16 protein-coding genes, 1 tRNA gene and 2 pseudogenes are annotated in these 17347 nt (G+C 65.0%); 11 read left to right on the plus strand and 8 right to left on the minus strand.

Annotation, left to right across the window (positions count from 1 at the left end; all coding sequences use genetic code 11):
- The first annotated feature begins 94 nt into the window (after positions 1 to 94).
- From ALTAJ2_RS15860 to ALTAJ2_RS15870, 3 genes are all read left to right on the plus strand, one after another.
- Positions 95 to 1060, plus strand: a complete 966-nt coding sequence (locus tag ALTAJ2_RS15860) for a hypothetical protein (RefSeq protein ID WP_007110192.1) — start codon at positions 95 to 97, stop codon at positions 1058 to 1060.
- Between the two features lie 140 nt (positions 1061 to 1200).
- Positions 1201 to 2595 carry a signal recognition particle protein Srp54 gene (locus tag ALTAJ2_RS15865; protein ID WP_007110193.1) on the plus strand — a complete coding sequence of 465 codons (1395 nt, stop codon included), beginning with the start codon at positions 1201 to 1203 and terminating at the stop codon, positions 2593 to 2595.
- 154 nt (positions 2596 to 2749) lie between these two features.
- Positions 2750 to 3760 carry a hypothetical protein gene (locus ALTAJ2_RS15870; protein ID WP_007110194.1) on the plus strand — a complete coding sequence of 337 codons (1011 nt, stop codon included), beginning with the start codon at positions 2750 to 2752 and terminating at the stop codon, positions 3758 to 3760.
- 4 nt (positions 3761 to 3764) lie between these two features.
- Here the strand turns inward: ALTAJ2_RS15870 and ALTAJ2_RS15875 are convergent, their stop codons facing one another.
- The 3 genes from ALTAJ2_RS15875 to ALTAJ2_RS15885 all read right to left on the minus strand — a co-directional run bounded on the left by ALTAJ2_RS15875 (position 3765) and on the right by ALTAJ2_RS15885 (position 5791).
- Positions 3765 to 4700 carry a CBS domain-containing protein gene (locus ALTAJ2_RS15875; RefSeq protein WP_007110195.1) on the minus strand — a complete coding sequence of 312 codons (936 nt, stop codon included), beginning with the start codon at positions 4698 to 4700 and terminating at the stop codon, positions 3765 to 3767.
- A gap of 96 nt (positions 4701 to 4796) precedes the next feature.
- On the minus strand, positions 4797 to 5210 hold the full coding sequence (locus ALTAJ2_RS15880) for an RNA-binding domain-containing protein (RefSeq protein WP_007110196.1): 414 nt from the start codon (positions 5208 to 5210) through the stop codon (positions 4797 to 4799).
- On the minus strand, positions 5207 to 5791 hold the full coding sequence (locus ALTAJ2_RS15885) for an AAA family ATPase (protein ID WP_007110197.1): 585 nt from the start codon (positions 5789 to 5791) through the stop codon (positions 5207 to 5209). Before ALTAJ2_RS15885 ends, ALTAJ2_RS15880 begins: the two co-directional genes overlap by 4 nt.
- 1041 nt (positions 5792 to 6832) lie before the next feature.
- Here ALTAJ2_RS15885 and ALTAJ2_RS15890 point away from each other — a divergent pair.
- From ALTAJ2_RS15890 to ALTAJ2_RS20495, 3 genes and pseudogenes are all read left to right on the plus strand, one after another.
- Positions 6833 to 7093, plus strand: coding sequence for a hypothetical protein (locus ALTAJ2_RS15890; protein WP_007110198.1), 261 nt, complete (start codon positions 6833 to 6835; stop codon positions 7091 to 7093).
- Positions 7094 to 7270: 177 nt separating this feature from the next.
- A tRNA-Arg gene (locus ALTAJ2_RS15895) sits at positions 7271 to 7345 on the plus strand.
- A gap of 171 nt (positions 7346 to 7516) precedes the next feature.
- Positions 7517 to 7621, plus strand: a pseudogene (locus ALTAJ2_RS20495) (DUF7563 family protein); the annotation flags it as partial.
- A 429-nt stretch (positions 7622 to 8050) separates the two neighbouring features.
- Here the strand turns inward: ALTAJ2_RS20495 and ALTAJ2_RS15900 are convergent.
- Entirely contained in the window at positions 8051 to 8239 is a 189-nt protein-coding gene (locus tag ALTAJ2_RS15900; RefSeq protein WP_007110199.1) for a hypothetical protein, read from the minus strand.
- Between the two features lie 340 nt (positions 8240 to 8579).
- Here ALTAJ2_RS15900 and ALTAJ2_RS15905 point away from each other — a divergent pair, with 340 nt between their 5' ends.
- The 4 genes from ALTAJ2_RS15905 (at position 8580) to ALTAJ2_RS15920 (ending at position 13762) form a co-directional block, all read left to right on the plus strand.
- Complete coding sequence (locus ALTAJ2_RS15905) at positions 8580 to 11702, plus strand: thermonuclease family protein (protein ID WP_007110200.1); 3123 nt, start codon at positions 8580 to 8582, stop codon at positions 11700 to 11702.
- Positions 11703 to 11834: 132 nt separating this feature from the next.
- Positions 11835 to 12443: an NAD(P)/FAD-dependent oxidoreductase gene (locus ALTAJ2_RS15910; RefSeq protein ID WP_007110201.1), complete on the plus strand. Its 609-nt coding sequence runs from the start codon at positions 11835 to 11837 to the stop codon at positions 12441 to 12443.
- Positions 12444 to 12491: 48 nt separating this feature from the next.
- Entirely contained in the window at positions 12492 to 13115 is a 624-nt protein-coding gene (locus tag ALTAJ2_RS15915) for a VOC family protein (RefSeq protein WP_007110202.1), read from the plus strand.
- Positions 13112 to 13762 (plus strand): alpha/beta hydrolase, encoded by a 651-nt coding sequence (locus tag ALTAJ2_RS15920; protein WP_007110203.1) that lies wholly within the window; start codon positions 13112 to 13114, stop codon positions 13760 to 13762. Before ALTAJ2_RS15915 ends, ALTAJ2_RS15920 begins: the two co-directional genes overlap by 4 nt.
- Before the next feature lie 38 nt (positions 13763 to 13800).
- On the opposite strand, the gene ALTAJ2_RS15925 is transcribed toward ALTAJ2_RS15920, so the two are convergent.
- The 3 genes from ALTAJ2_RS15925 to ALTAJ2_RS15935 all read right to left on the minus strand — a co-directional run bounded on the left by ALTAJ2_RS15925 (position 13801) and on the right by ALTAJ2_RS15935 (position 16710).
- Entirely contained in the window at positions 13801 to 14217 is a 417-nt protein-coding gene (locus tag ALTAJ2_RS15925) for a universal stress protein (protein ID WP_006184841.1), read from the minus strand.
- A 168-nt stretch (positions 14218 to 14385) separates the two neighbouring features.
- Positions 14386 to 15531, minus strand: coding sequence for an aminopeptidase (locus ALTAJ2_RS15930; protein ID WP_007110204.1), 1146 nt, complete (start codon positions 15529 to 15531; stop codon positions 14386 to 14388).
- 84 nt (positions 15532 to 15615) lie between these two features.
- Positions 15616 to 16710: a hypothetical protein gene (locus ALTAJ2_RS15935; protein ID WP_049900774.1), complete on the minus strand. Its 1095-nt coding sequence runs from the start codon at positions 16708 to 16710 to the stop codon at positions 15616 to 15618.
- A 54-nt stretch (positions 16711 to 16764) separates the two neighbouring features.
- Between ALTAJ2_RS15935 and ALTAJ2_RS20170 the strand changes: the two are divergent.
- Positions 16765 to 17060, plus strand: a pseudogene (locus ALTAJ2_RS20170) (low specificity L-threonine aldolase); the annotation flags it as partial.
- 6 nt (positions 17061 to 17066) lie between these two features.
- Here the strand turns inward: ALTAJ2_RS20170 and ALTAJ2_RS19830 are convergent.
- Entirely contained in the window at positions 17067 to 17213 is a 147-nt protein-coding gene (locus tag ALTAJ2_RS19830) for a DUF7859 family protein (protein WP_007110206.1), read from the minus strand.
- Positions 17214 to 17347 lie beyond the last annotated feature (134 nt).

The following is a 17347-nucleotide window of genomic DNA, read 5'->3' on the forward strand; positions in this document are numbered from 1 at the left end:
CGTTCCATCACAAAGTGTTTTAGGTTTTATCGATCCTCTCTTTCTCCACGCTTCGAACGGTTGAAGTGAACGGGCTGAGTACCGCGAGCGTAGGATGACCGGGAACGAGAACGCGGTGCGGCGGGAGGTCTCGGGTGACGTTCGCGTCGGTGGCGGCGAGACCGCACCCGTCGAACTCCGCGGTGCCGAAGACGTCTACGTGAGCGCCGAGAGCGTCTCGGGTCGGCTCACGATCCACGATCCGGAGTACGTCTTCACGGACGTTGCGACCGGTGACGAGCCCGCCGACGCGGCCGACGCTCGGACCGTGTTGACCGGCGACCTCGAGGACGGCTACGTCGACGGCGTCGACGGCGACGCCCACGTCACCGGCGCCGAAGACGTCTTCGTCGAACACGGGGCGGCCGAGACGCTCTCGACGATCGGTGCCGAGCAGGTGTTCCACGACGACGCCGCCGCGCCCACTCGATCGCCCGAGGACTACGAGGTCTCGGTCTCGGGGTGGCGACAGACGCGGGATGTCCGCGATCCCCGCGACGGCGTCTCCGTCAGGGGCGCGAAGAACGAACTGACCGTGACCGACGCACGGCACGATATCACTCTCTACGTCGCGGGCTGGGGGAACGAGGTCCGCATCGAGGGCCGAGCCGTCGACGTGACGGTCTACTTCGTCGGCCGCGACAACCGCGTCAGCGTCGGCCCGTACGTCACGGCGACGACGGGGGCCGAGAGCGGCTACGACAACGCCCTCGAGTCCGATCCCCTCCCGCCGGAAGCGCTCGTCGAGCAGACCGAAGCGGAGGCATACGAGGGGCACCTGTTCGGCCGTCACAAGGTGACCTACCAGGAACCGGCGTCGGGGAAAGAGTGGTGTCCCAACTGCGGCGAGACCGCCGACGCCGTCATCACGCGCAAGCAGCGCGACGCCTTCTTCCTGTTCGGGACCCCGATCCGCACCTACGACAGCGGCGACGGGGCCTTCGAGTGCGAACACTGTACCGCCGTCGCCGTCGGCCCGGTCGAACTCACGCCGGACGAGCGAAAGCGAATTCTACAGTAGAGCGGTTCCGGCCGTCGATCGGTCGGCTCTCGAGGGCATCGCCGTCGTGGCACCAGACGGCCCGGGCCGCCGGTCGGGTTCCGTGCGCGGCGTGTACAGTAGAAAAAGCCTTTAACGCCATCGCCCCGTAGAGTGGGCAAATGGTACTCGACGATCTCGGGAGTTCTCTGCGGGGCACCTTGGACAAGCTCCGCGGGAAGTCGCGACTCAGCGAGGAAGATATCGAGGAGATCGTCAAGGAGATCCAGCGATCGCTGCTCTCCGCCGACGTCGACGTCTCGCTCGTGATGGAACTGTCGGACAACATCAAAGAGCGGGCCCTAGAGGAAGAACCCCCCGCCGGCACGCCGGCACGGGACTTCGTCCTCCGGATCGTCTACGAGGAGCTGGTCGACCTCATCGGCGACTCGACCGAACTGCCGCTCGAGGAACAGACCATCCTGCTGGCGGGCCTCCAGGGGTCGGGGAAGACCACGTCCGCGGCGAAGATGGCCTGGTGGTTCTCGACGAAGGGCCTGCGGCCCGCCGTCATCCAGACCGACACCTTCCGGCCCGGTGCCTACCAGCAGGCCGAGGAGATGGCCGGCCGCGCCGAGGTCGACTTCTACGGCAATCCGGACAACGACGATCCGGTCGAGATCGCCCGGAAGGGCCTCGAAGAGACCAGCGACGCCGACGTTCACATCGTGGACACGGCGGGTCGCCACGCGCTCGAGGACGACCTGATCGACGAGATCGAGCAGATCGAGGGCGTCGTCGAGCCCGACACGTCCCTGCTCGTCCTCGACGCCGCGATCGGGCAGGGGGCGAAAGACCAGGCCCAGCAGTTCGACGAGTCGATCGGCATCGACGGCGTCGTCATCACGAAGCTCGACGGGACCGCGAAGGGTGGCGGTGCGCTGACCGCCGTCGACCAGACCGACTCCTCGATCGCCTTCCTCGGGACCGGCGAGGAGGTCCAGGACATCGAGCGCTTCGAACCCGACGGCTTCATCTCGCGGCTGCTCGGCATGGGCGATCTCAGCCAGCTCGCCGAGCGCGTCGAGCGGGCGATGGAGGAGACCGACATCGAGGAGGACGACTGGGACCCCGAGGACATGTTGCAGGGACAGTTCACCCTGAACGACATGCAAAAGCAGATGGAGGCGATGAACAACATGGGGCCGCTCGATCAGGTGATGGACATGATCCCCGGGCTCGGCGGCGGGATCAAAGACCAACTCCCCGACGACGCGATGGATGTCACCCAGGAGCGAATGCGGACCTTTACCGTCATCATGGACTCGATGACGGAGACGGAAAAGGAGTACCCCAAGGCGATCGGCGCGAGCCAGATCGAGCGCATCGCCCGCGGGTCGGGGACCGACGAGGAACAGGTCCGGGAACTGCTCCAGCAGTACAAGATGATGGAGCGGACGATGAAGCAGTTCCAGGGCATGGGCTCCGAACAGGAGATGCAGCGCATGATGAAACAGATGCAACAGGGCGGCGGTGGCGGTGGCGGCGGCATGGGTGGCATGGGACCGTTCGGATAACCCGCGGATCGCCGCAGCCACCGGTCCCGTCCACCGACCGCTCTCCGGCGACCGCTGCACCCGACCTCGTCGCTCGTTCTTCCCGGACCTGTCAGTTCTGTTTTGTTCTCCCTGCCAGTACGTTCATACACCTCTAGACCCATTCTCGAGTAGGATGAACCGCAGACAGTATCTCGCACGAACCGGCGCGGCCGGCGCCAGTGTCGGATTTCTTACTGGAATTGCGGGTTGTCTCGACGACCTGGGCGGGTCCGGCAACACGACCGATGCTACGACCGACGCCGATGACGGCGGTGTCGACAGTCGCGCTGGCGTTCGCGCGCTCGACCGTGCCGCCGGCGATCTGAACACCGCCGCGCTGGCGCTGGACGAACTCGACGATCTCGAGGACCCCAGCGCGGTCGAGTTCGATCCCTCGGAACCGCGGGCTCGGCTCGCCGACGGTCGGGACCACCTCGAGACGGCCGCGGCCGAACTGGGGGACGACCGTGCGGCCGATGTCGACACGCTGCGGTCGTACGCCGACGCTCTCGAGGGGCTGATCACGGTCACTGTGACCGTCACCGACGAGGGGCTTTCCGAGGACGTCGATACCGTCACCACGGCGCTCGAAACGGAGCGCGGGATCGAGGAAGCGAGCACGACGGTCGGCGACCGTCACGCCGACATCGCCGCCGCCGCCGAGCGGTTGGCCGAGGCGGACGCGACGATTCAGGGGATCGACGCCGACAGGCTCGACGAGTTGGCCGACGTGCCGCGGACCGATCTCGAGGAGGGAGCGACCGCCCTCGACGAGGTCGTGACGCCCCTCGAGACGCTGGCCGGGGCGTACGACGCGACGCTGGGCGACGCGGGATACGGCGCGCTCGACCGCGGTCGGGACCACCTGGACGAGGCGGCGTACGAGGCCGCCCGGGACGAATTCGAGACCGCCGAATCGACGGTTTCGGACGCGCATCACCGCCTCGAGGACGGAACGGCGGACGCGCCCGACGGACTCGTCGGCTACTTCGAGACGGCCACGTGCCAGACGCGCCATCTGACGGACGCGGCGGCGGCGTTCGCCGACGCGGCGACGGCGGCGGCGGACCGGGACCCGGCGGCGAGCGACCACCGGAGCGAGGCCGAAGCCGCCCTCGACCGGGTCGGGGACTGTTCGAACTGACCCCTTACTGGGCCGGCGTCGCGTCGTCCTCGCGGGTCGCCATCGGCGGGAGGTCGTCGACGAGAACCACCGCACTGCCCTCGAGAACGACGGTTCCGTCGCCGTCGGTCACGGTCGTTTCGATCCGGTACTTCGCGCGGCCGAGGTCCTCGACGATCTCGCAAACGGCGGTCGCGTCCTCCCCGATCGAGAGCGGTGCGCGGAAGCTACTCTCCTGTGAGAGATAGATCGTCAGTCCCGGGAGCCGGGCGAGGGCCGCGCTGATCAGCCCGGTTGCGAGGACGCCGTGGACGATTCGCTTCCCGAAACGGGTCTCGGCTGCGTAGGCCGCGTCGAGATGTACCCGGTTGGTATCGCCCGTCACGTCCGCGAAGGCCTCGACCTCGGCTTCGGAGATCGGCTTCGAGAACCGGGCGACGTCGCCAACCGAGACGGTCGTCTCGTCCGCGCCGCGGTACTCGAACGTCCAGTCGTCCCGCTCGTAGAGGGTGTCGGTCCGCACCCGCCGCCGGGGCGGTTGCTCGCGCGTGTCCGTGGCGCGGCGGACGAGCTGGGGCACGTAGTAGGAGAGTTCGATCGTCGTGACGATCCCCACCAGCTCGGTCGCGTCTTCGTCGCTCGAGACGACCGGCAGGTGTTCGACGTCCGTGGTGCGACACAGCTCGACGGCGTCGACGATCGAGGCGGTCGCTTCGATCGTCGTCAGCGGCGTCGACATGATCTCGCGTAGCTCGAGTCCACCGAGGTCCGTCCGGTCACAGAGGTGCGCGACGAAATCGCCCTCGGTAACGATGCCCACCGGTTCGCCGTCCCGGACGACGACCACCGAACTGACGCCCTCGTCGCACAACAGCGTCGCCGCCTCGGTCGCCGTCGCGTCGGGTGAAGCGGTGACGACGTCCTCGAGCATGACCTCCGCGATGGGTATCGTGTCGTGCATTTGACGGCACTACGTGCGCGATGCATATCGTTCCTCGCCCGCGTCACGACCGTGACCTATTCGGGAGCCGCAACCGTCGTGGTACGAGTCGGGTTCTCAGGCGTCGACCGGCCGCCCGTCTTCGGTCGGCGGCGCGATGTGATCGACGTACTCCTCGAGGCTGGGTTCCTCGACGCGGACTCGAACGGCGATCTCGCCGAGCTCGTCCGGTTTACCCACGGAAAAATTGACGTACTCCTCGAAGGCCGCCTGCTTTTTGAGCGCAAACGAGAAGGTGTTGCCCTCACGATTGGCGAAGAACTCGCCGCGAGCGGTGTCGAGGATCTCCTGGCGGTGGAGCAACTCCGAGAAGTGATCGAGCGTGTGGGCCTCGGCCCTGATCTCGCCGAACTCCTCCTCGATGTCGGCGGTGGGGAAGACGTTGGCCACGGCGTCGAGCACGCGACTCGTGACCTCGGTATCGTAGACCGGTGCCGTGATCTCGACGTCGACGCGGTAGATCTCGCTCATGGTTCCGATTCCGCTTCCGCGCGTTTCCGTCCGTCGGTTCCCGTCCGGATGACCGACCGGATCTCCGCGTGGAACGCCTCGAGCGAGTCGGTGTTCTCGACGACGATGTCCGCGCGGTCCATGGCCTCGTCCATCCCGAAGCCGCGTTCGCGCTCGTCGCGCGCTGCCAGTCCCTCGCCGCCGTCGCCCTCGCCTGCGTCCCGACCGCGTTCGTCGATCCGATCGGCGCGAACCTCGAAGGGGGCCTCGATACTGACCAGCGTGAACGCGTCGCCGAACGCGTCCTCGAAGACGTCGACCTCGACGCCCGAGCGGATTCCGTCGACCAGTACTGTCTCGTGTTGCTCGAGACGGTCCTCGAGCATCGGCAGCGACCGCTCGGCGATCGCCGCCGGGCCGTCCTCCTCGCGCAGCGCCTGCGCGACCGTCCCGTGATCCTTCGCGGGGTCGAGCCCGCGGTCGGCCGTCTCCTGGCGGACGACGTCGCCCATCGTCACCACCGGGATCCCGTCCTCGCGTGCGACGGTGGCGGCCTCACCCTTGCCGCTCCCGGGGAGTCCCACCGTTCCGATGACGTGCATTGGCTCAACGTACCGGCGAGGTGTGCATAAACGCTGTGTTCGCCACACGGGGTGGATTGTACTGGCGGCTCGATTCGACGGACACTCTCCGTTGTTTCCGTCAACCGTTTGTACGAAGACTCCGGATCGGTCGTTGGTATCGGACCCTCATAATTAGCGGAGCGAGCACCGCTGTATCTCCAGTATTGGTTGCGTTCGCAGGTGTAGTTACGGCAGGACGCTCGACCGACGGAGCTGTCGATCACTTCGTTACGAATACTGTAGAAAGCGCTACATACTATTTAACAAAAATTGTAGCAGAATTGCTGTGTACAATGGGACAGAAATCGCATCCCCCTCCCGAAGCATCGAATTGTGAATTTATATAACTAAGTTCTTCATTATGTCTGCTATACCAAGAGCTAGTGAAATGGCTGTACACTACGGTCTCGTAGGTGGTCTTGCCATCGTCGCTCCACTTCTGGTGGTTACAGTCCGATCTGCAGTAGGGATCACGCCTTCGGAGTACCAACTCCTCAGTTGGTTTGGAATCAGCACTCTCACACAGTTCCACGCCTTTGTCTCGCTGTCATCCACTGTGACGACAGTCCTCGTCTCGATCGGTCTCGGAGCGGCGGTACTTCTCCTCCACGATCTCGTTTTGCTCTTGGTTAGTACAACAAATAACGGTTTTGTGACATTTTCCGCGCCGTGAACGGTGTGGCTTCCAGGCAACGGAGAACGTTTTACCACGTTGGTGTCTGTGGAAGGGTCACTGCCAGTCCGCTCTACGGTTTCCCGGCGTCTTGGCCAATTTTCTTGATTGACGTTTCGAGGGCTGTGCTGGAACGCGGACCTCCCGAACAGTTCGATTCCGAACCCGCTCGAGTCAGGGTGGCTTATACGCTGAACAGGCGCAATACCACGACCTTCAGGCCGTGGGAAATATAAACTGGCTGTCAGCCACAGGAACAAACGCTGTACTATGATCGATCCAATCGTCACAGGCGTCGATTCGTCACCGGAGTCAGCACTGGGCTGGTCGCTGCAGTCGCAGGCTGCATGGACGACGGCGACACCAGTGACGAGGCCTCGAGCGATGACGGCACGAGCGACGGTTCCGACGGCCCAGATTCCGATGCGAACACGGACAACGAGTCCGGTGACGGTGAACTCGGGAACGAATCCGAGGACGATGGACTGGGTACCGAGTCCGACGGCAACGAGTCCAGTACCGAGTCCGACACCGAAACGGGCGACCACGAGCACACCGAATCGGACACGGAAAACGAGAGCGGCCACGATTCGGAGGTCGAGTTCTAACAGCGGGCGATAACGGCGTCGACGGGGCATCCCGTTTCAGGGATGGGGCTTCTTTTCGTGCGACTCATCGGACAGCGTCGGGCACTGATTCCCGTTCGACCGTGGCTCCGAACAGGTGGTCGTTCGCGATCGGAAATCCCAACCGCTTATACCGTTCCGTCGTGGAGTCGGACTCGAGGGCACGTAGCTCAGTCCGGAAAGAGCGTCGGACTTCTAATCCGACGGTCGTGGGTTCAAATCCCATCGTGCCCGTCCGAAAACTGTTTGTTTAGATCTTCTATCCAGGAGTACGTGTTACGGACTGTCCCGTTCAGATTCAACGGATTACCGATTCGGTAGCCATTCTGAGAATGGGGATTCCGTTCAACAGTTGAACGCACCCCCTCGCCCGCGTGCGTTTTCTGTTGTTGTTCAACTCACGGGGTGATCTGCGTGACGGTCGCACCGTGGCCGTCAGTCGACAACTCGACGTGCGATCACTGCGGAGCCCACGTGACGGACCGGTTCCGTCGCGTTTTCGGTGACGACGACCGAAGTATTACTTTCACCAGAGTATTAACGGCAAGAGGCGGCAATATTTGGGCCGGTTTCACCGACTCGACGGAGCGATAGAATCGCAGATACAGCGATGGGGGCGCGAAAATATGGCCGTTTCAGAAGTTGGCTCGGGGAACGGGGTTATCGGGTACTCCTACGGTTGGTTCCCCTAAGGGGGCAGGACAATTGCGCGGTACACAGAGCGCGCACCGCGCTGGTGGAAAGGCGAACTGTCCGAAACAAAACGTGAGCAATGCATAGACTGGTCGTAGGTGTCGATAGGATTCTGTCAATCCTAATTAGCGGAAGCACTTAGCAGGGGATCAGTTGGGTTGAGACATTGTCCGGAACAGAAAGAGCCCTCTGGTTCGTGGGAAAAATAGCCAATCTGAATTGAGTCGGGGAACTAGTCAGCGAGGATCACTCTTCACAGGAGCCGTTCGTCTCATCCTCATCATTTTCATCATTTTCACTCTCGTCTTCTTCCTCTGAATCAAGCTCTTCTTTGAACGACTCGATAGCTTGTTTTTGTCCCTCAATCGTATCTTTCATCCCCTCTGGGATGGACTCTGCTTCAGACTCTTCCTCTGATTCGCTATTATTTGTCATAGTTCTGGGTCAACTAGCTCTTGGTAGTGTTGCTCGAGCTCCACATCGATTTCTTTACATAGTTTCTTCATAGAGAATACCCCATATACTAATTCATAAAATATATTTATTAATAATGTGAATATAATCGAGTGGGGATCGTACAATAGTCTCGATGATGCACTACCGCCGTGAATCAGCATATCGCTGCTACTCACACCTGGAAGCTAATATTCAGCGTCTCCGAACGGCCCACGGTGGAGCACGGAGCGCCGACTCGAGTGCCGTCTCGTGAAAATTCTACATACCTCGATATATTACTATTAGGAACACTCACATACGAAAGAATCGCAGCGGGAGCATGGTCTCGTTTCGAGCCATCGGTGAGAGTGGTATCGATCGTCGAGCGTTCGTCTCGTTGCTCGGGACGACGACGGGCGCGCTTGCGCTGTCCCGATCGTCCGACGCGTTCACGACCGCTGACTCGGCGTCCGGCGACGGGCTCGAGTCCCTCTCGTTTTACTCGACGGCGTCACAGGTGAGCGCGGCGTATGGGCCACTCACCGACGCGGAACACGTCGTCGCGTGGGCGTCCGAGAACGCGTACGTGACGAGTACCGACGACGGAACGGACGACGCCGACGTCGTCTCATACGAGGACGCACGCATCCCGCTGATCACGCAGGACGGAACCGTGATGGGGATCGGCAGCGCCAGCTTTCTCAGCGATGAACGTGGCGGCTTCACTGCCGGCAACGAGGAGTTCGTCCTGAACGTCTGGGATCAACTGCTGGGGCCGGAGAGTACGGTGCTGTGGGACGAGAGCCACGACCAGTATTGGGACCTCTCGAGGCACGAAACCTTCCGGCACTACGCCGCCGACAACGGTTACGACCTCCGGGCGCTCGCGGAGTTCGACCCCGACGGGACGACGCTCGAATTCTATTCGACGGCGAGTCAGATCGCACCCGACGGCGACGTACTGACCGAGACACATCTGGCCGCGGACGACGACCTGGAGGTCCTGGCGTGGGCGGAATCGACGGCGACGAACGGCGATCGGACCCAGTCCGATGCCGTCGAATACGGCGACGAGGAGCGGATTCCGCTGATCACCCGCGACGATCGGGTGGTCGGGGTCGGTGCGCCGCTCGTCGAGGACGACAGCGATCACGACGAGAACCGGACGTTCGTCCGGGGCGTCTGGGATGCGGTGATCGACGGCGAGACCGTCTACTGGGACGAGAGCCACGACCAGTACTACGATACCGACCGTTTCGAGACGTTCATCGCTGCCGCCGAGAACGACGGCTACACCGTCACCGCCGCCGACGACCTGCGGGCGGTTCTCGAGGGTGCGAGCGACGGTGCGGACGACACAACGGCACCCGATGCCGATGCGGTCGTGATCACGACGCCCGCGGCGGCGTTTACCGACGCCGAACTCGCGGCCCTCGAGTCGTTCGTCGCTGACGGCGGAGCCGTCTTGCTCCACGACCAGTCCGATTACGGCGGCCACGACGAGACGGGGACCCTCAATGAGATCGCCGAGCGGCTCGATCTCGGGTTCCGATTCAACGCGGATCAGGTTGCCGACGACGCGTCGGGCTGGGACGATCACGTGTTCACGACGGCAGCTGTCGACGAGACGTATTTCGCGGACTGGTCGGGGTCGGTCGGGGTGTCGGACGCCGACGGACTCGTGATCACGACGCCCCAGTCGGCGTTCGAGGAGTCGGAACTCGCGATCCTCGAGTCGTTCGTCGCGGACGGGGGCGCGCTTTTCCTGTTCGATCAGTCGGACTTCGGCGGGAACGATCGAACGGGGATTCTGAACGAGATCGCCGAGCGACTCGACCTCGCCTTCCGTTTTAACGGGGGACAGGTCGAAGACGAGGTCCAGAACGCCGGCCCGGTCTACGAGCCGGTCGCGACGGAGTTCTCGCCCGCGTTCGAGTACGCCGACGCACGGGCCGGGATCGGGATCGAGTTCGATCGCGACGGGGAGTACTACGGCCGGGTCACTCGCGTGTTCGACGGCGACACCGTCGAGGTCGAGTTCGACACCGAGTACGGCCACCGCGAAATCGTTCGCAACGTCGGCGTCGATACCGCGGAGACGCCGCCGACGGAGGCCAGCCCCAGGGAGTGGACCGGCATTCCCGACGATGCGACCGCTCACCTCCACGACTGGGGCGAGCGCGCGGCGGCGTTCGCCCTCGAGCGGCTGGCACCCGACGGCGCGGCGGTCGACGAGGGCGACCTCAAGGGTCGCCACGTCAAGATTACCTTCGACGAGGCGGAGCCGATACGCGGGAACTACGGACGACTGCTGGGGTACCTCCACTACGATCCCGACGACTTCACGGCCGACTTCGACGCCGGCTCGTTCGCCGTGAACTACAACCGTCGGATCGTGGCGGACGGGTACGCCCGCGTCTACTCGTCGGGCTTCGCGGCCCACGACGAGTTCGCTGCGCTCGAGGAGGACGCCCTCGCGGCGGGCCGGGGCGTCTGGTCGGCATCCGATGTCGACGCGCGCACCGCCATTCGTAACGAGCCGGTCGAGGAGCTGTTCGTCCCGTCGGCCCGGAGCATTCGCAGCGCTCGGGGCCGGGCCGGCGATCGCGTCCGGGACGACCGGGTCGCCGTGTCGGCGGCCGCGAGCGCCGAGCAGCACCTCGAGGACGATGGCGTCGCGTACGACGGCGACGTGCCGCTGGTCGGCGTCGACGAACGGCGGCGGGTCGCACTCGTCGGCGGGCTGCTGATCGACGAACGCTACGAGGCCGGCGAGGGCTTCGGTGCGGACACGAGCGGCTACGGCAACTTCCCGTTCCTGACGAACCTGATCGACCACCTCTCCGAGACCGACGGCGACGTGATACTCGCCGGTGGACAGGGGCAGTTCAACGCCGCGGGCTCGCTCTCCCTCGAGGACTGCAAGTACTACTGCCGGTACCTCGAGGGGGTCGACGAACGGCTCCGCCAGATAAACGATCTCGAGCGGACGCTGCCCGACGAATCGGAGCCGCCGCGTGCCGTTTTGCTCTCCGCGCCCGCGCACGAACTCGCGTTCGGCGACCGCCTCGCGTTGCGCGAGTATCGGAACGCGGGCGGCGCGGTCGTCCTGCTTGGCAGCGCGGCGGCCGACGCCGATCACACGCGACACCTGAATCGACTCGCCGCCGAACTCGGGACGGACCTCCGGTTCAACGCGGACCGGATCGTCGACGCGGACCGGAACCTCGCGGACGATCCCGCGGTCCTCGAGACGGCGGCGCTCAATCACTCTTTCCCGCTGTTTGACGCCTACGAGCCGTCGGACCGGACGGGCGAGGCCGGCGAGGCACCCGGCAACAGCGGTCACGCACCGGGCCACCGCGGCAACGGTCCCGGAAACAGCGGCCATGCACCGGGTCATGGCGGTAGCCCGCCGGGAAACAGCGGCCGCGCACCCGGACATCGCGGCGGCGGGCAATAGCGGGCCGACGCCCGGTCGGGAGGTGGTAGGCCGGGCCGCAGCCGGGGACCGACGTGACCGGTAACACCGGTGTTACGAGGTTGTCCCGGGGTAGCTACTGGATTGATACGACTCCGGTCCCATTGTGTATACATGAGCGACGAAGCGACCGAAGACGACGCGTCAGTGATAGTCATCGGCGGGGGCCCCGCCGGCTTGAGTACGGCCCTCTTGACCGCGAAGAACGGCCTCGAGACGACGGTGTTCGATACCGACGAGACGTGGATGCACAAGGCGCACCTGTTCAACTACCTCGGAATCGGCTCGGTCGGCGGCAGCGAGTTCATGGCGACGGCCCGCCAGCAGGTCGACGACTTCGGTGCCGACCGCCGACAGAGCGAGGAAGTGACCGCGGTCAGCGAGGCCGGCGACGGCTTCGCGGTCGAGACCGAGGACGGGGAGTACGAGGCCGACTTCGTCGTCCTGGCGACGGGCGCGAACCGCGACATCGCCGACGACCTCGGCGTCGCCTTCGCCGAAGACGGGACCGTCGATGTCGGCATCGAAATGGAGACCAGCCTCGCGGGCGTCTACGCGACCGGCGCGATGGTCCGTGCCGAGGAGTGGCAGGCCGCGATCGCCGTCGGCGACGGGGCCGCCGCGGCGCTCAACATCCTCTCGAGCGTGCGCGGGGAGCACTACCACGACTTCGACGTTCCCGCCGACGCCGAGCGTGTCTTCGGCGACCACCTCTCGGAGTAGTCCGATCGAACCCGTTTCGGTACCGATACGAGACCCGATTCAATCACCATGTCCGACGACCACAACACTCCAGTCACTGCCGACCTGCCAGACAGCCCCGTCCACACCACCGGAACCGATCACATCACCATCTGGGGGTCAAACGAGGACGATACGATCGAGTTCTACCAGGACCTGCTCGGGATGCCGCTGGTGTTGCGCCAGCCGAACCTCGACGACCCCTCTCAGACCCACCTGTTCTTCGACACGGGCGACGGTCGTATCCTCACGTTTTTCGTCAGCGACGACCGCCCGTCGAACCAGCGAGGACAGCGCGGCGCCACCGGTGCCGTCCACCACCTCTGTTTCAGCATCGATCCGGACGAGTACGAGGACACGATGCGGGCGCTGGAGGACGCCGGCCACCAGTACAACGTCTTCGATCGGGGCATCTTCCACTCGATCTACACCACCGACAACAACGGTCTCGTCATCGAACTCTCGACCGACAAGTACGAGATTCCCGACGACCGCCGGGGCGACGTGCTGGCGACGGCACAGGAACTCCGCGAGGACGACGGTGCCGAGTACGCCAAGGACGAACACCTCCGCGGTGCGATCGAAGCGCTGGGTCTCGAGTTGATCGAATACGACCTTCCCGAAGCCAGTTCGGGCGTCGGTGGCGTCGAATGAGCGCGGACCGCGTCGATGGGCCGCATCAAAACCAGCCGCTCGTGACGGGCGGGACCGACCTCGCGGACGCCGACGCGGCGCTCGTGTGCACCCACGGCCGCGGCGCGAGCGCCCGCGGGATGCTCCGGATAGCCGACGAGGTTCACCGCGATGGCGTCGCGGTCCTCGCCCCACAGGCCGCGCGACAGACCTGGTACCCCGACTCGTTTCTGGCACCGGTCGAGCGTAACGAACCCGGCCGCTCGTCGGGCCTGCAGGCCATCGGCGACGCGATCGGGACGGCCACCGACGCCGGGATTCCGACCGATCGGGTCGTGTTGCTCGGCTTCTCACAGGGCGGCTGTCTCGCCAGCGAGTGCGTTGCGCGCAACCCGCGCCGCTACGGCGGGCTGGCCGCCCTGAGCGGCGGTCTCATCGGCGCGCAACTCGACGACGAGTACCCCGGCGATCTCGAGGGGACGCCGATCTTCCTCGGCTGTAGCGACGACGATCCACACATTCCCGAAGCGCGGGTCCACGACACGGCCGCCGTGTTCGAGGCCATGAACGCCGACGTCACCGCACGGCTCTACGAGGGGATGGGCCACGGCATCAACGAGGACGAACTGGCGGCCGTCGCCGACCTGGTCGCGGCGCTGGTCGACTGAAATGCGAGGCTGAGCCGCGGCCGCCCTCACGTGTCCGTCTACCGGATGACGGTAACCGGCATGGGGGCGCGCCGGACGATTTTCTCGGCGACGCTGCCGAGCAGGACGCGGGAGAGACCGGACCGCCCGTGGCTTCCGATGACGATGTGGTCGACATCGTGGTCCTCGGCGAACCGAACGATTTCGCGCGCGGGCTTCCCGACGACGGTCTCGGTCCGAAACTCGATGTCGGGGTCGCCGACGATCGCCGCGATCTCGTCGGGGAGTTCTTCGGAGACCGTCTCCTCTCGCTCCCGAAGCATCTCCTGGACCATATTGATTCCCGCCTCCGTGGACCCACCTGCCGCCTCGACGACGCGCAGCAGCACGATCTCGGCGTCCGGATACGTCGAAAACGCGTGTTCGACCGCCTTCTGTGCGGGCTTTGAGCCATCGTACGCGACGAGTACTTCCATACGTCTGATAGCTCTTCCGGGAGTATAAACCCATTCGGTGGCACCCGCCCGGGTCGCGATCGCCGGCACCGGTCACCCTCGTCGATCGTGTGCCTGTCGTCGCCCGCCCGACGGCGGGTCCGTCCGGCGATCCCGCGCGATGCGTGCCGATAGCAGCTCGCTCGCCGCCTACTCTTCGAACCCGTCCTCGAACCGGAACGTCCCGTTTCGCTGGATCACGTCGCCGTCGACTTCGATGAACGAGTCCTCACTCATGTCGACGATCATGTCGACGTGGACCGCCGAATCGTTGGCCTCGTTGCCCTCGCCGACGGTATCGTCGTAGGCCCGACCGACGGCCATGTGGACGGTATCGCCCATCTTCTCGTCGAAGAGGATGTTGTAGGTGAACCGGTCGATGTCGCGGTTCATTCCGATACCGAGTTCGCCCAGTCGGCGCGCGCCGTCGTCGGTGTTGAGTACTTCCGTCAGCACGTCCTCGTTCTTCGCTGCCGAGTGGGAGACGACCTCGCCGCCGTCGAACTCGAGGTAGACGTCCGTGATCTCCCGTCCCTGATGGTACAGCGGCATGTCGAACAGTACCTCGCCCTCGACGCTGTCGGGCTGGGGCGCGGTGAAGACCTCCCCGCCGGGGAGGTTGTGCTCGCCGTGGTCGTTGATCGTCGGGTTGCCGTCGACGGACATCGTCACGTCGGTCGTATCGCCGCTGACGATGCGGATCTCCTCGGCGGGGTCCATGATTTCGACCATGTTCGCCTGGTGGTCGCGCTGTTCGTCCCAGTCCTTGTTGACGGCGTCCCAGACGAAGTTCTCGTAGCCCTCGGTGCTCATCTCCGCGAGCTGGGCGTTGGCCGGCGCAGGGTACTGCGTGAGACACCAGCGCTTGGAGAGTCGCTCCTCGAGAATGGGGCGACGGGCCTGCTGGTGGGCCGCGCTGATTTCGGGATCGACGTCGCTGGTCTGGGTGGCGTTGTCCGTCGCGCGAACGGCGATGTAGACGTCCGTGTTCTCAATGAGCGCGAGTTCGTGTTCGGGAGTCTCGAACTCGGGACTCGCGGTTTCACCGCTCGTTTCGTCCGAGGCGCTTCGCGCCTCGCTCCCCTCCGACGAGCGGAGATACGCACGCTGCTGTCGTTTGCCGGTTCGCTGGCTCGTCGTGACCGGATTCGCTCCCAGGTCGCCGATCACTTCGTGAAGCGCAACGACCAGATCCTCGGCGACCGGGTGGGCATCGATGACGACGTTGTCGCCCGCCTCCAGATCGACCGAGTGGTTGGCGATGATCTCTGCGTGTTCGCGGATTCGCGGGTCCATGTTCCAGTGTTGACGGGGGAGGGAAAAAACGGTTCGTGATGCGGACGCTATCGAGCCCGCGTTCGACGGAGCCGCGTCCGACGATCAGTCGGCGGCCCATCCTTCCCCGTCTCGCTCGATCGCTCCGGGGTCGCCGCTCGAAGGGCCGCCGGCCGAGTCTCCGGCCCCTCCCACGACGTCCTCCCGGAAGAACGACACCGTCGCGGCCGTCAGAACGAGCGAGAGCGGGGCCGAAGCGAGCACTGCCAGCAGGACGGCCGCGCCGCCGCCGCTGACGAGCAGGGACAGACCCAGCGAGGCGACGGCCGCCGTGCCGAGGTGCCAGAGCGCGAAGCTGAGAACTGCGCCGCCGGCCATCGTGAGTCGCAGGGACCGGCGAAACGCCTCGAGAAACGGCGCGTCGGCGGCGACGAACAGGAACGGCACGGGATAGAAGACGTAGCCGAGTGCGACGATCACCGGAATCGCGAGCACGAGGAGGACGGGTTGGAGCACGAAAACCGGGACCCCCAGCAGGAACGCGCCGAACAGAACGAGGTTGTACAGAACGAACCGCGGCGCGTAGGTCGCGACGCACGAGCCGACGGCGATCGGCTCGCCGCGGAGCCGTCGATCGAGTCCGCCGACGTACGCCGCCATGAGTATCCCCGAGAGCACTGCGTATGCGGCGAGTGTGAGTGCGAACCACCCCAACATCTCGGCCGTGAGGGCCTCGAGAGGCACCTCGACGGTTTCGACAGGCGTCTCGATCGTCACGTCGGTGCCGCCGGAGCCGGTGGTCCCGGCGGGGGTCGTCGACCCGCCGGTTGGCGTCGGTTCTCCGGGCGCACCACCGAAGGAGGGAGCGCCGGACGGCTCCCCATACCGGGACCGCGTGGTCGCCGTGGCTGGGTCCGGGGGGTTGACCAACTGCCACAGGGTCACGAGCGGCGACGGGAAGGCGAACTCGAGGTTGAGCGAGAGACCGCGACCGGTGGACTCGAGCGCCCGTCGCACCTTTTCGAACTCGAACAGCGCGGCGATCAGGGGGACCACGCCGAACAGTTGCAAGTCACCGAACCGGTCGATGACACGAGCAACGTGCCGCTGAAACGGGCGTGAACGCTCGCTGCCCACCCCATCGGCCGCCGTCGGTGGGTCGTCGTCGGGAGGGGATTCCGAACCGGAAGCAGGGGCCATACGTCGCCGTACACATGACGGGACAGTGAACGTTTCCCTCGGCGATCGTCGCCGCTCGAGGCCCTCTCGAACGTCACCGACCTCGATACGGATCACGAAAACGCCCGCCTGCTCGCGGCGGGGCTGGACGGCATCGACGGGTTCGACGTACAGGCGCCGGAAACGAACATCGTCCTCGCGGACGTGTCGGAAACGGGGCTCGAGCCGTCGACCGTCGTCGAACGACTCGGCGAGCGGGACGTGCTGGTAACGCCGTTCGGTCCGACGACGGTCCATTCTGTACGCACCGCGACGTCGACCGCGCGGCCATCGAGCGGGCGCTCGAGCGACTCGAGGCCGCGTTCGCCTGACGCCGGTCAGCGCTCGCCGCGCATCCCGTCGCGGAACTCGAGGACCGTCCGCCGGAGGAGGAGGTACGCGAAGAAGACCAACCCGAGCAGGATCAGGACGACCGCGATGATGACCGGGTCGTCGGGGAGGAAGCCGATGATGGTGTCCAGCATACGTCGCGGTTACACTGTCAGCGTGGTTAACCGTTTCGACCTCGGTCGGTTGCATCCGTCCGGCGGGTCGGTAACTAAAACCCGTCTTTCAGCTTGGGCTACCTATAACGTCGGTCGGGTCGTAGCCCGATGTG

Origin of the sequence: Natrinema altunense (assembly GCF_000731985.1) — an archaeon.
Lineage (GTDB): Archaea > Halobacteriota > Halobacteria > Halobacteriales > Natrialbaceae > Natrinema > Natrinema altunense.